The 13,593-nt window shown below is 62.7% G+C and carries 9 protein-coding genes; 6 read left to right on the forward strand and 3 right to left on the reverse strand.

Features of this window, described 5'->3' with window-relative positions; genetic code table 11:
• Window positions 1-15 precede the first annotated feature (15 nt).
• Window positions 16-2,427 (reverse strand): NAD-dependent DNA ligase LigA, encoded by a 2,412-nt coding sequence (ligA, locus tag BN3659_RS06520; protein WP_216092796.1) that lies wholly within the window; start codon window positions 2,425-2,427, stop codon window positions 16-18.
• Window positions 2,428-2,573: 146 nt separating this feature from the next.
• Here ligA and BN3659_RS06525 point away from each other — a divergent pair, with 146 nt between their 5' ends.
• The 5 genes from BN3659_RS06525 (at window position 2,574) to BN3659_RS06545 (ending at window position 9,665) form a co-directional block, all read left to right on the forward strand.
• Window positions 2,574-2,906 (forward strand): hypothetical protein, encoded by a 333-nt coding sequence (locus BN3659_RS06525; RefSeq protein ID WP_091535475.1) that lies wholly within the window; start codon window positions 2,574-2,576, stop codon window positions 2,904-2,906.
• A gap of 1,051 nt (window positions 2,907-3,957) precedes the next feature.
• Window positions 3,958-5,223 carry an adenylosuccinate synthase gene (locus BN3659_RS06530; RefSeq protein ID WP_091535476.1) on the forward strand — a complete coding sequence of 422 codons (1,266 nt, stop codon included), beginning with the start codon at window positions 3,958-3,960 and terminating at the stop codon, window positions 5,221-5,223.
• 798 nt (window positions 5,224-6,021) lie between these two features.
• Window positions 6,022-6,900, forward strand: coding sequence for an electron transfer flavoprotein subunit beta/FixA family protein (locus BN3659_RS06535; protein WP_091535477.1), 879 nt, complete (start codon window positions 6,022-6,024; stop codon window positions 6,898-6,900).
• 18 nt (window positions 6,901-6,918) lie between these two features.
• Window positions 6,919-7,938, forward strand: a complete 1,020-nt coding sequence (locus BN3659_RS06540) for an electron transfer flavoprotein subunit alpha/FixB family protein (protein WP_091535478.1) — start codon at window positions 6,919-6,921, stop codon at window positions 7,936-7,938.
• The gene (locus BN3659_RS06545; RefSeq protein WP_091535479.1) at window positions 7,938-9,665 is read left to right on the forward strand and encodes an acyl-CoA dehydrogenase family protein; all 1,728 of its coding nucleotides are present in this window, start codon (window positions 7,938-7,940) and stop codon (window positions 9,663-9,665) included. The genes BN3659_RS06540 and BN3659_RS06545 overlap by 1 nt, the downstream gene beginning before the upstream one ends.
• 529 nt (window positions 9,666-10,194) lie before the next feature.
• Here the strand turns inward: BN3659_RS06545 and BN3659_RS06550 are convergent.
• Window positions 10,195-10,734, reverse strand: a complete 540-nt coding sequence (locus BN3659_RS06550) for an STM3941 family protein (protein WP_091535481.1) — start codon at window positions 10,732-10,734, stop codon at window positions 10,195-10,197.
• A 183-nt stretch (window positions 10,735-10,917) separates the two neighbouring features.
• Between BN3659_RS06550 and BN3659_RS06555 the strand changes: the two genes are divergently transcribed.
• Entirely contained in the window at window positions 10,918-12,003 is a 1,086-nt protein-coding gene (locus tag BN3659_RS06555; RefSeq protein WP_091535483.1) for a mechanosensitive ion channel family protein, read from the forward strand.
• A gap of 603 nt (window positions 12,004-12,606) precedes the next feature.
• Here the strand turns inward: BN3659_RS06555 and glsA are convergent.
• A complete protein-coding gene (glsA, locus tag BN3659_RS06560) occupies window positions 12,607-13,590 on the reverse strand; it encodes a glutaminase A (protein ID WP_091535485.1) in 984 nt (327 codons plus the stop codon).
• Window positions 13,591-13,593: the final 3 nt, after the last annotated feature.

Consider the following 13,593-nt stretch of genomic DNA (forward strand, 5'->3'; position numbering starts at 1 on the left):
AACGCACGGCGGCGCTCAGAACAGCGAACCTTGCGTCGGAGTCTCGCCGGTCGGTGCGGACGCCTCACGTGTCGCCGGGGACGGCGCGGGCGTTTTCTCCGCCGCGGCTTCCGGCCCGGCCTGCGCGACCGGCTGCCGCGGCTTCCGCTCCTGCGCGGGCTCCGATCCGGCTGCTGCGGGCGTCTCCCGATCCGCCGCTTCCGGCTCGGCGGCCTTCGGCTCCGGCGAGTTCGCCGCTCCGGCAGCTACGGCCGGGCCCGTCTGTTGCGCCGGCGCCAGCAGGTCGAAAAACTCCGATTCCGAGATGATCCGGACGCCGTATTTTTCCGCTTTTTTCAACTTCTCGGGACCCGTCTTTTCGCCGGCTACCAGATAGTCCGTGCCGGATGAAACGGCCGAGAGGTTCTTGCCGCCGTGGCGTTCGACGAGCGCTTTCATTTCGTCGCGGCTGCGCGAAAACCGGCCCGAAATCACGAGGCGTTTCCCCGCGAGCGCCGCCGAAGCCGGTTCCCGTTTTTCCGACCGGAATTGCAGCCCGGCCTTTTTCAGCCGCTCGATGATCGCCAGATTCCGCCCGTCGGCGAAAAAGTCGAGAATGCCGTCCGCGATCTTCTCTCCGACCTCGTCCGCTTCGACCAGCTCCTCGCGCGATGCGGCCATCAGTGCGTCGAGCGATCCGAAGTGGGCCGCCAGATATTTGGCGGTCGTCTCGCCCACGAAGCGAATGCCGAGGGCGAAGAGCACGTGGTCGAACGGAACCTCGCGGGAGCGCTCCAGATTCCGGATGATCCGGTCGGCCGTTTTCGCGCCGATCTCCTTTTCCAGATCTACCTCCATGATCGTTTCGAGGGGCAGCTGCGGAATCTCCGCGGCGTCCGCGACGACGCCCCGCTCCACGAGCGCATCGACGATCCGGTTTTTCGAACGGCCGCCCTTTTCGATGACCTCGATGAGTTTGCGCGCCTGTTTTTCGGTGCCTTTCGTAACGATGCGGGTCCGGGCGATCTGATCGGAGCTGAGGTCGTAGAGGTCGGCGGCGTTGCGGATGAGCCCCTCGTCGAAGAGCCGGGTAACGATCTCCTCGCCCAATCCGTCGATGTCCATCGCCTTGCGGCGGATGAAGTGGACGATGCGGCCCAGAATCTGAGGCCGGCAGCCGCTCGCGTTGGGACAATAGTGCTTGGCCTCGCCTTCGTAGCGCACCAGCGGAGTGCCGCAGACGGGACAGCGGTCGATGTACTCGAAGGGCCGGCTGCCGGCCGGGCGCAGCGAGAGTTCCACGCCCGTGATTTTCGGGATGATCTCGCCGCCTTTCTCGACGTAAACCATGTCGTTCGGCCGCACGTCCAGCAGCGCGATCTGCTCGGCATTGTGGAGCGTGGCCCGCCGGACGGTCGTGCCGGCCAGCTGCACGGGTTCGAGGTTCGCTACGGGCGTAACGGCTCCCGTGCGGCCCACTTGGAAGTCGATGCCGACGAGCCGCGTGAGAGCCTGCTCGGCCTTGAATTTATAGGCGACGGCCCACTTCGGGGCTTTGGCCGTGGAGCCCAGCGCCCGGCGGTCGGCATAGCGGTTGACTTTGACCACCACGCCGTCCGTCGGGAAGGGCAGCGTGCGGCGCGCCGCGTCCCAATGTCCGATGTAGGCGTCGATCTCGGCCGCATCGCGGCAGATGCGCATGGCGTCCGAGACCTTGAAGCCCCACCGGCGGGCCTTTTGCAGATTCTCCCAGTGCGAGTCGTAGGGCAGCTCGTCGCCCGCGAGCTGGTAGAGCGTGCAGTCCAGTCCGCGCCGCGCCACCACGGCGGACGACTGCTGCTTGAGGGTGCCGGCCGCCGCATTGCGCGGATTGGCGAAGAGCGTCTCGCCGGCGGCTTCGCGCTCGGCGTTGAGGCGGTCGAACGAGGCGTAGGGCATGAGTATCTCGCCGCGGATTTCGAAGTAGTCGGGCCAGTCGTCGCCCGCCAGCCGCAGCGGCACGGTGCGGATCGTGCGGACGTTGGCCGTAACGTCGTCGCCCGCGGTGCCGTCGCCCCGCGTAACGGCGCGCAGCAGGCGTCCGTGTTCGTAGGTGAGCGAAATGGCCGTGCCGTCGAACTTCAGCTCGCAGACGAACTCCGTCCGCCCGACCTCCTTCTCGATGCGGCCGATGAACTCGTGCAGTTCGTCGAGCGAGTAGGTGTTGCCCAGCGAGAGCATCGGGAAGCGGTGTGCGACGCTTGCGAACTCGGCCGTCAGATCGCTGCCTATGCGTGCCGTGGGGGAGTTGGGGTCGGCGTACTCGGGGTGTGCGCGCTCCAACTCCTGCAGTTCGCGCATCAGGGCGTCGAATTCGAAATCGGAGATTTCGGGTGCGTTGTCGACGTAATATTTACGGTTATGATATTCGAGCTGCCGTCGCAGCTCCTCGATTCTGTCGCGGATCATATCGCATATATATTCATGGGTAAAGATACATATTTTGTCCCGAACGAGGCCGAAAAATGAAAAAATTGCAAAATTTTTTTGCGGATTTGGCGCAGTAGGCAAATTTTACGTATACTTGCAGAAAATTTCAGCACATTTCCACGAACATGGCTACACCAAACAAGGCGAAGAAGCATATAGTTACCAGTTTCCACAATCTGTCCGCCGAACTTCAGGAGGCGGTCAAACAACAATATCCGCTGGGATTCACCGAGGCGATGATGCGGGTGGACAAGCCCAACGGCGGCTTTTTCTATGCCGTTCCGTTCGATACGGAAGAGGTCGCCTACCTTGTCAAGATTGATGTCAAGATCGACGAGCACAGACCCGACGACGAGGAGAAGGACTACTACGACGACGAAATCAAAGGTGCCGACGAGATTCAGGACGACGGCAATTCCGAGATGTCCGAGCGGACGGACGACGACGTGGACATCTGACCGGCCGGACCTTCCCGATACGGAACGATCGAATTGCGTACCGGTCCGGCTTCCGCATGCCTTGCCCGGTGCGCCGGGCAAGGCGTTTCCGTGCGGTGCGCGGCCGGAGGATGGGTTTTCGCTGCCCGGATGATGGGAGAATGCAGGCAAGCCTCCGGGATTCGGGAACCGCCCCTGTCGGATTTCGTACCGGCGGGGGCGCGGCCGTTGAAGAGGAAGTGTGGACGAGGTCCGTCCGCTGCGGGTGGTGCGGCCTCCGTTTCGGCGCGGAGGAGCTCTCCGACTGGCGTTCTCCGTGGTCGCGGCCGTTCGCACCGCCGCCGGTGTGCCGCGCGGGGCGTACTGCGGGGCGTAGAGCCCCGGGGCGGTCTCGCTGCGCGTGGCGGCGGATGCGGGCGTGGGCGGCGACAGTGTGCCGAGACGTCCGTCCGGCAGGCGGGAGCCCGGAACCGTCGGAGAAATAATATTAAGGTAAAGGCGTTACGCGAGAGTTAAGATTTCGAGGTTCGCGACGGGGACTGTAAAAGAACTTTTTCTCTTCCGGCCGTAACACGAGATCGGAAAAACGAGCTTCCGGATGTTGCGGACGCAAAAGCGAACAGGTCTTCGCGCGGCACATACCGGCCCTTTGGCGGGATGAAGGGCCGCCTGCGTTTCGGAGCCGCTCTTCCCGCATGCGCCGCGGAGTGTCTCGACGGCCGGGCTATCCGGCTGCCGGCGCGGGCTTTACGCAGGACGGCGGATTCGTCGGTGGGGGCGGAGCCGGCATGTACGGGGCGTATCTTGCGATCCGATGGCCGGTCCGGATATTCCGGATGGCTGCGAATCGGCAGAGGTCCCGCCGTCTGCCGCGAAGCGTTGTCGCGGACCGGCGTCGGATGTGTCGGGAAACCGTTTTTTTGCGTTGGAGGAAGGGTGTGCCGACCCGCAGGAAACGCCGCGTTTTCGCCGAGGCCCTAAACAATGCGCGCGTTTCGTTGGTTTTTTAGGATAAAAATGCCTATCTTTGGATGCAAAAAATGTCTTTTGCATTAAATTACGTTTTGTACACATGAAAAAAGTGGACGTCATCCTCGGACTGCAATGGGGAGACGAAGGCAAAGGCAAGGTCGTCGACGTGCTGACCCCTTCCTACGAGGTCGTGGCACGTTTTCAGGGCGGTCCCAATGCCGGTCATACGCTGGAATTCAACGGTGAGAAATACATCCTGCGCTCGATTCCGTCGGGTATTTTTCAGGGCGGCAAGCAGAACATCATAGGCAGCGGCGTGGTGCTCGACGCCGTTCTTTTCCGCGAGGAGGCCGAGGCGCTCGCCGCGAGCGGCCACGACCTCGCGCGGCAGCTCAGCATCTCGAAAAAAGCGCATCTGATCCTGCCGACGCACCGCATGCTCGATGCGGCTTACGAGGCCGCCAAGGGCAGTTCGAAGATCGGCACCACGGGCAAGGGCATCGGTCCGGCATATACGGACAAGGTGAGCCGCACCGGCATGCGTGTGGGCGATCTGCTGCGGCCCGATTTCCGAGACGTCTATGCACGGGCCAAGGCCCGCCACGAGGCGATTCTCCGCAGTCTGGGGTTCGAATACGACATCGCGGAGCTCGAAAGCCGCTGGTTCGATGCGGTGGAATACCTCAGGCGTTTCCCGATCATCGACAGCGAGTATGCGATCAACCGTGCGCTGGCGGAGGGGCGGAGCATTCTGGCCGAAGGCGCTCAGGGGACGCTGCTCGACGTGGATTTCGGTTCGTATCCCTTCGTTACGTCGTCCAATACGGTCTGTGCGGGTGCCTGTACGGGGCTGGGCGTGGCGCCCAACCGCATCGGCGAAGTCTACGGCATCTTCAAGGCTTACTGCACCCGAGTAGGCAGCGGACCGTTTCCCACGGAGCTGTTCGACGAGACGGGAGCCCGGCTGCGCGATCTGGGCCACGAATACGGAGCGGTTACGGGCCGCGAACGCCGTTGCGGTTGGCTCGATCTGGTGGCGCTCAAATATGCGATCATGATCGACGGCGTTACGCAGCTCATCATGATGAAGTCCGACGTGCTGAACGATTTCGATACCATCAAAGTGGCGACCGCCTACGAGATCGGCGGCGAACGGACCGACGAGTTCCCCTATGCGATCGACGGCGGTCTGAAACCCGTGTACAGGGAGTTCGAAGGCTGGAAATGCGACCTGCGCCGCATTGCGCGCTACGAGGATTTTCCCGCCGAGTTCAAGACCTACGTGGAGTTCATCGAACACGAGACGGGCGTGCCCGTGAAGATCATTTCGGTCGGCCCCGACCGTTCGGAGACGGTCGTGCGATAGACCGGCCGAGGGCGCGTTTCGCACCCTGCGGGACGGGCGGCCGGCGATTCGACATCGGCGCCGGTCCGTTCCGGCCGAAGCGGAGTTCCGTTCCGCTGTGCACGAGGCGTCGTCGGTTTGCGTACCCTGCCCCGAAGCGACCGCTGCGTCTGCCGGCGGCTCGGTCGGCACCGCGCTCCGGCCTTCTGGCGGCTGCGCCGGGGCCGCAGAAGTGCCGGGGATGCCGGGATTACGGATGCGGCAGTCCGGTCCGCAGAAATCCCGGTTGAGCCGGTAGTTCCGAAGGGGCGGCGGTTCGGGTGCGGAGACGCAGAGGATACCGGTTCGGAGAGAGGCCGGTGCCGGGGCCGCAGAAGCTCGCAGGGCCGGTCCGGAAAAGATCGGTGCGGGGGCGCAGAAACACGGATAAAGATACCGCGAGCGCCGGCCCCGGCGCTCGCGGAGAGCGGAGAACCGCGGGAAGGATGCCGGAGGCGCGTGGAATGCCGGAGGCGTTCGGTGGGGACGGTCGTGCGCCCCTCGTCCCGACATCGGGGCGGCGGACGCGCAGCGGAGCGGTCCGGAGCAGTCCGGTCCGGGAGCCCTGTCCGAAGGGCGGTTTGTGCGGCTGAATCCGTTCGGCGGCGCCTTGCCGGTTCGCATCGGTGCGGTCGTGAGCCTGTCGGGCGGATGTGCCGGAGGATGCGGCGAAGACCGCCGGTGCGCGCGGGCCCGCGGCTTTTCACGGCGATGCGCATGCGCCGGACGGTTGCCGGTAATGATTTGGAATATGCTATTTTTAGGAATTTGATTTAAGATATGAAAAAACAACTCAACATTGTCGTTCTGGCAAAGCAGGTGCCCGATACCCGCAACGTGGGCAAGGACGCCATGACCCCCGAGGGCACGGTGAACCGCTCGGCGCTGCCTGCGATCTTCAATCCCGAAGATCTGAATGCGCTCGAAATGGCGCTCCGCATCAAGGAGCTGGCCGGAGACGCTGCGGTGCACGTGCTGACCATGGGCCCCGCGCGTGCCGCCGACATCATCCGCGACGCGATGTTCCGCGGCGCCGACGGCGGCTATCTGCTTTCGGGCCGCGAGTTCGCCGGTTCGGATACGCTCGCCACCTCCTATGCGCTCTCGTGCGCGCTGCGCCGGATCGCCCCCGATCTGATCGTCGCAGGCCGTCAGGCCATCGACGGCGACACGGCGCAGGTGGGACCTCAGGTGGCCGAGAAACTCGGACTTCCGCAAGTAACCTATGCCGAGGAGGTCGTGAAGCTCGACGAGAACTCGATCGTCGTCAAGCGCCGCCTCGACCACGGTACCGAAACGGTCGAGTGTCCCGTTCCGATGGTGCTGACCGTCAACGCTTCGGCACCCGAATGCCGGCCGCGCAACGCCCGCCGCGTGATGAAGTATAAATTCGCCCTCACGCCTTCCGAGATGGCCGCGGCGCCCGACTCCGAAGCCGCCCGCCGCGCAGCCGCGAAGGAGTATCTGCACATCGTCGAGTGGTCTGCGGCGGACGTCGATCCCGATCCGCAGCAGCTCGGACTGGCCGGTTCGCCGACGAAGGTGAAGAAGATCGAGAACGTCGTCTTTCAGGCTAAGGAGTCGAAAAGACTCACGGCCGCGGACTGCGACATCAGCTCACTCATGGTCGAACTCATTGCGAGCCACACGCTCGGATAATAACTTACTTTGGCAGACATGAACAACATATTCGTATATATCGAACTCGAAAACGGGGCCGTCGCCGACGTGAGCCTCGAATTGCTGACCAAGGGCCGCGAGCTGGCCGATACGCTGAAGGTGAAACTCGAAGCGGTGGCGATCGGCGAACGCCTCGCAGGGCTCGAAAAGGAGCTGGCCCGCTATGGTGCCGACACGGTGTGGGTGGCCGACGATAAGATCTTCGCCCCGTTCCGCACGCTGCCCCACACGGCCGTAATGTGCGGCCTCGTGGAGCAGGAGAAACCGCAGATCGTGCTCTTCGGCGCCACGCCCGTGGGGCGCGACTTCGCGCCGCGCGTGTCGTCGGCGCTGCACAGCGGCCTCACGGCCGACTGCACGCAGCTCGTGATCGGCGACCATGCCGATCCCAAAACGGGCAAGGGCTACACCAATCTGCTGTACCAGATCCGCCCGGCTTTCGGCGGTAACATCATCGCCACGATCGTCAACCCCGATCACCGTCCGCAGATGGCCACCGTGCGCGAGGGCGTGATGCGCAAGGAGGAGGCCGCAAGGCCCCATGCCGGTGAGGTGAAGGCGATCGACTGGCGCAGGTTCGTGAAGGATACGGATCTTGCGGTGCGGATCGTCGACCGCCAGATCGAGGAGCGCCGGATCAACATCAAGGGCGCGAGCGTGATCGTGGCGGGCGGTTACGGCATGGGTTCGAAGGAGAACTTCCGCCTCGTGCACGAGCTGGCCGAGGTGTTGGGCGCCGAGGTGGGTGCGAGCCGCGCCGCGGTGGATGCCGGATTCGCCGACCATGCGCGCCAGATCGGCCAGACGGGCGTAACGGTGCGCCCGAAACTCTACATCGCCTGCGGCATCTCGGGGCAGATTCAGCACACGGCCGGCATGGACCAGTCGTCGATGGTGATCTCGATCAACTCCGATCCCGAGGCTCCGATCTGCAAGATCGCCGACTATGCGATCACGGGCGACGTGAACGACGTGATCCCCAAGATGATTAAGTACTACAAACAAAATTCGAAGTAATGGCTAATTTCTTTACCGATAACAAGGATTTGCAGTTCCACCTCCGGCATCCGATGATGCGCAAGATCGTGGAGCTCAAGGAGCGCGGATTCGCCGAGAAGGACCTTTACGATTTCGCGCCGCAGAATTTCGAGGACGCTATGGACTCCTACCGCCGCGTGTTGGACATCGCGGGCGAGGTTTGCGGCGAGGTGATCGCACCGAATGCCGAAGGCGTGGACCACGAAGGTCCGCGCGTGGTCGGCGACCGGGTGGAGTACGCTTCGGGTACGGTGCGGAACCTTCAGGCGATCGTCGATGCGGGTCTGAGCGGCATGACGCTGCCGCGCAAGTACGACGGTCTGAATTTCCCGCTCGTCTGCTTCGTGATGGCCAACGAGATGGTGGCGCGCGCCGATGCCGGCTTCGAGAACATCTGGGGTTTGCAGGATTGCGCCGAGACGCTCAACGAGTTCGCCTCGGAGGAGCTCAAAGCCAAATACCTGCCGTGGGTGTCGGCCGGTGCGACCTGCGCCATGGACCTCACGGAACCCGATGCCGGTTCGGACCTCGGCGCCGTGATGCTCCGGGCGACGTGGGACGAGGGGCGGCAGACGTGGCTCCTGAACGGCGTGAAGCGTTTCATCACCAACGGCGACGGCGACGTGTCGCTCGTGCTGGCACGCACGGAGGAGGGGACGACCGACGCGCGCGGTCTGTCGATGCTCGTCTACGACAAGCGCGACGGCGGCGTGAAGGTGCGCCGCATCGAGAACAAGCTCGGCATCAAGGGATCGCCCACCTGCGAACTGGTCTTCACCAATGCCCCCGCACAGTTGGTCGGCGACCGGAAGATGGGTCTGATCAAATACGTGATGTCGCTCATGAACGCCGCCCGTCTGGGGATCGGCGCGCAGTCGGTGGGCCTGTGCGAGGCCGCCTACCGCGAGGCGCTCAAATATGCGCACGAACGCGCCCAGTTCGGCAAGCCGATCATCCGCTTCGCGGCCGTCGCGGAGATGCTTTCGAACATGAAGGCCAAGTTGCAGGGCGCCCGTGCGCTGCTCTACGAGACCACACGTTTCGTGGAGATCTACAAGCAATACGGCCACATTGCCCGCGAACGTGCGCTCGAAGCCGACGAGCGGCAGGAGATGAAGTTCTACAACCGGCTGGCCGACGGTTTCACACCGCTCGTGAAGCTGTTCTCGTCGGAGTATGCCAACCAGCTGGCGTTCGATGCCATCCAGATTCACGGTGGCTCGGGATTCATGAAGGACTATGCGTGCGAACGCCTCTACCGCGACGCCCGCATCATGAATATCTATGAGGGTACGTCGCAGTTGCAGGTCGTGGCGGCGATCAACGCCGTAACGAAGGGTACGTTCCTCGAACAGATCCGCCGTTACGAAGAGGCGCAGTACAGCGACGCGATGCAGCCCGTGGCGGCGAAGATGCGCGAGCTGACGGCGAAGTTCGAAGAGATGAACGCCCGTGTCGAGACGCTCGAAAAGGAGTGCGCGGGATACAAGGACTTCCATGCCCGCCGGCTGGTGGAGACCGCCGGACACATCATCATCACCTACCTGCTGGCCCGTCAGGCCGGCGAATCGGACGAGTACGTGCAGTCGGCGCGGGTCTTCTGCAAGCTGGCCGAGGCGAAGGTCGCGGAGGCGCATACCTATGTGATGCAGTCGCCCGCGGAGGATGTGGAGTTGTTCCGCAGCGTGCAGAACGAGGTGTTGTAGGTCGGTTCCGGCGAAAGAGTGCGGAGACCCGTGTGCCGCGCGGGTGAACGGTTTCGTCGTTTCCGGTATCGCAGCGAAGGGGCTGTCTGACGCGTTTCGGACACCCCTTTTTCATTCGTATCGCTATTCGGGAACTTTTCCGAATGCGCAATTTTCGGAGGGTTGAAAAAACTTGTCGGACAGCCCCCCCCCTCGTCCTGCACTCGATGTCTCGTGTGTTTTACCGTTCCTGCCCGTCTAAGACGTTGCAGCGGCGAATCGCGATTCGCCGCTGCAACGTCTTATTCTTTCCGGCTCGTTTTCCGGGTGCCTGCGGGCTTGTCGCTTTTCGCCGGCATTCGTCTTCCCGCATGCTGTCGTGCGATGTCGCTTTTCCGCTGAGTGCCGTTTTCTGTTCGGCGTCGTTTTTCCGAGCAGTGCCGTCGCCTCGACTCTGAGCCGGCGAACGGCGGATGCCGGTCCTGTGCGGGGCCGGGGAGGTCGTCTGCCGCCGCATGCGGAGGGCGTCCGGCAGTGCACGACGCTGCGCTCAACCCTTTCGGCTGCGTCCGCCGCGCTGCTTCGCCGCTTGCAGCAGTCCGGTCCGCTGCTGCGGGGCTGCGGCGATCATCTCCCGGATCAGCGCGGTCAGCCGGGCGGAGTCGAACTCCAGCCCCAGCGTGCCGATATAAACGGCTTTCAGCCCTTTCGAATCGTACAGCCGGTCGAACCGACGGAACATCGACGGGCGCATGAACTGCGGCTTGTCGTTGCGGTCGAGCAGAAGCCGCACCCAATCCTGTCCCCGAAAGTAGAAGTCGTCCGCTCGGAGAACGGCTTCCCATTCGATCTCCTCGCCGAGGGTGTGGGTCTCCAGAATGCCGCGCTCGGTGAGGATGAGATAGGGGCTGCGGTCGCAGAGGGTGCTGATGCCGTACAACAGCGTGAAAACGGCCGTCAGAATCAGACACCAGCCCGCCGCCGTGTCGCGGGCGCAGCGCATGACCGGCCCTGCGGCGCCCCCTGCGGCGATTCCCGCGACGATGAAAACGAACGCTTTTTTGCGGGATTTATGGATCGTCAGTTCCATCGCTTTGCTAATTTATCGTGTCGTGAAGTGCAAAATCTTTTCCAAAGGCACAGAAGTTGAGTTTTCGCCCGGGGAAAAGTGTTCCGCACCCATGCGGCGGAGACCGGTGCCGTTCCGGGCACCGGCCGCACGGACCGCAGGCGCGGCACTCCGGATGACGGATACGATTAAATGGTCGGAACTATGATGGAATATGAAATCTTGGGAAATTCCGTGCAGACATGGATCATCTCCCTGCTCTTCGTGCTGGGCGCGTTCGTGGTCGTGAAACTGATCTCTTTTCTGAGCCGGAAATTCCTCGAACCGCTCGTGCGGCGCACCCGTACGGGGGTGGACGACATCGTCTATTATTCGCTGGAGCCGCCTCTGAAATTCGCCGTGATGCTGTTGGGTATCTGGATCGCCATTCACCGTCTGGTCTACCCGGACGATCTGGTGAAGTACGTGGACAATGCCTACCGCATCCTGATCGTGCTGGATGTTACGTGGGTCCTCGCGCGTCTTTCGGGAGCGTTGCTCCAGAGATATTGGGGGCAGAAGTCGGACGGACACTTCCAGAAAATGACGCCCGTGGTCAAACGGACGGTGCTGGTACTCGTTTGGATCATCGGCACCGTAACGGCTCTGAGCAATGTCGGCGTCGATATAAATGCCCTGTGGGGAACGCTGGGCATCGGCGGCATCGCCTTCGCGCTGGCCGCACAGGATACGGTGAAAAACATTTTCGGGGCGATCACGATCTTCACCGACAAACCGTTCGGCATCGGCGACACGATCAACGTGAACGGCATGGAGGGTACGGTGGTGGATGTCGGGATGCGCAGTACGCGGATATTGGGCTACGACCGGCGCATCACCAGCTACCCGAATTACAAGATCACGGACGCCTCGATCGTCAACATCTCCTCCGAACCGATGCGGCGGGTTACGGTGAAGTTGGGGCTGACCTACGATACGACGGCCCGGAAGATGGCCGAGGCGCTGGATATTCTGCGCTCTCTGCCGGCGAAGGTCGAAAACGTCTCCCGCAATCCGTCGGATATTACGGCCTATTTTTCCGAGTACGCCGATTCGTCGCTCAACATCACTTTTTACTATTACATCGAAAAACAGGGCGATATTCTGAAAGCGATGTCCGATATGAACATGGCGATCCTCGAATCCTTCGGCGAGGCGGGTCTCGAATTCGCCTTTCCGACGCGGACGCTGTTCGTGCAGCAGGACGGCAGCGAATGCCGGACCGACGGCGGACCCACTGCCGGACGATGAATCGTGCCGACGACGCGGAACATTCCCGCCTCCACCGCAGGGGCGGGACGACGGGCGATGAGACGGGTGAGCCCGACAGCACCCGCACGTCCGAATCGGACGCGCGGGCCGGGTCGGTCGTATCTGAACCGCGGACCGGACGGCTGTGCGCACCGGATGATCGTGCAGCCGTCCGGATCGGCTTCCCGCCGCCCGGCGGCGGAGTGGCTGCGGAAACGGTTCCGCTTTCCCGACACAAAGACCTCCGGAGTTGACCGCCTGTGCCTTGGAAGTGCATGCGGGCGGCGGATTTCCGGCTGAGGAGCCCGTAACCGCCGCACGGATGGAGGCGCGGTCCGAAAGATCGGGGAAAGCTGTCCGCGAAGCTTCGAAAAACGGAAATGAGGCTGTCTGACAAATTTTTTCAACCCTCCGAAAATTGCGTATTGGGAAAATTCCCGAATAGCGGTACGAATGAAAAAGGGTGTCTAAAACGTGTTAGACAGCCCCTTTTCATTGAACAGAGATTTGTCGGCCCCTATTTCATGCCGTGCATGCTCTTCGGGTGCGTCGCAAAGGGCCGCAATGTCCGAAGTGCCGGCAGAGGTCGTCGGACAGCCGCCTCTACGCTTCGGCCGGTTCTTTTCCTTCCACCGTGCACCGGCATGGCTCGAAGATGTTGAGACGCAGTCGGTTGACGATGTAGCTCAGCGCCATCTGAGCCTTCACCGAGTTGCCGGCCTCGTCGAGCGGCGGGGCGAAGGCAGCGATGCCCATGACACCCGGAACGACGCCCATGATGCCGCCTCCGACGCCCGTCTTGGCCGGAAGCCCCGTGCGGAAGAGCCAGTCGCCCGTGTGTTCGTAGAAACCTACGGTGGCCATCATCGACGTGATCTTCGGCGCCAGTTCGGGGTGGAAAACCTCGCGCTTGGTTACGGGATTCACGCCGCCGAACGCGATCGTCGCCGCAGCGACCGAGAGCTGCCGGGCCGTAACGCCGATCGAACACTGGCGCGTGTAGAGGTCGAGCGCCATGTCCGGATCGTCGTAGATGCGGCCGTAGTTCTTCAGCAGCCACGCGATCGACTTGTTGTTGAAGTTGGTGGCCGTTTCCGATTCGTAGAGTTCGTCGATCACCTCCACGCCGGAGCCCGCGAGCTCTTCGATGAAGTTGCGGATCGCTTTCCACTTGCCGTCGGAGTCTCCGACGGGCCGGATCATCGAGCAGGCCGAGATCGCACCGGCGTTCACCAGCGGCGTCGAGGGGTGATCCTTTTCGAGCAGAATGGCCATGATCGAGTTGAAGGGCAGCCCCGTGGCGTCGGCGCCGATCTTGTCGAGCACCTCCTTGCCGCTGTACTGGTTCATGGCGAGGAGCGCCGTCGGCACTTTCGACACCGATTCGATGCCGAACTTGAAGTCGGTGTCGCCTGCGGCGATCGCCTCGCCGTCGGGCAGACAGGCCGAGATGCCGAAGAGCTGCGACGGCACGCCGGCCAGATAGGGTATGTAATCGGCGTTCTTGCCGCCCGTCTCGTCCTTGAATTTGGCGTATGCCTCGTCGATGGCGGCTTTGATCGTCTGTTTCGTGATTTTCTGTATCATGAC

The sequence above is a fragment of the Alistipes sp. CHKCI003 genome (assembly GCF_900021155.1).
Taxonomy (GTDB): Bacteria; Bacteroidota; Bacteroidia; order Bacteroidales; family Rikenellaceae; genus Alistipes; species Alistipes excrementavium.

Coding starts and splice junctions, on each gene's coding strand:
- ligA (WP_216092796.1), bottom strand. CDS start 2,427: ATGATCCGCGACAGAATCGAGGAGCTGCGACGGCAGCTCGAATATCAT.
- BN3659_RS06525 (WP_091535475.1), top strand. CDS start 2,574: ATGGCTACACCAAACAAGGCGAAGAAGCATATAGTTACCAGTTTCCAC.
- BN3659_RS06530 (WP_091535476.1), top strand. CDS start 3,958: ATGAAAAAAGTGGACGTCATCCTCGGACTGCAATGGGGAGACGAAGGC.
- BN3659_RS06535 (WP_091535477.1), top strand. CDS start 6,022: ATGAAAAAACAACTCAACATTGTCGTTCTGGCAAAGCAGGTGCCCGAT.
- BN3659_RS06540 (WP_091535478.1), top strand. CDS start 6,919: ATGAACAACATATTCGTATATATCGAACTCGAAAACGGGGCCGTCGCC.
- BN3659_RS06545 (WP_091535479.1), top strand. CDS start 7,938: ATGGCTAATTTCTTTACCGATAACAAGGATTTGCAGTTCCACCTCCGG.
- BN3659_RS06550 (WP_091535481.1), bottom strand. CDS start 10,734: ATGGAACTGACGATCCATAAATCCCGCAAAAAAGCGTTCGTTTTCATC.
- BN3659_RS06555 (WP_091535483.1), top strand. CDS start 10,918: ATGATGGAATATGAAATCTTGGGAAATTCCGTGCAGACATGGATCATC.
- glsA (WP_091535485.1), bottom strand. CDS start 13,590: ATGATACAGAAAATCACGAAACAGACGATCAAAGCCGCCATCGACGAG.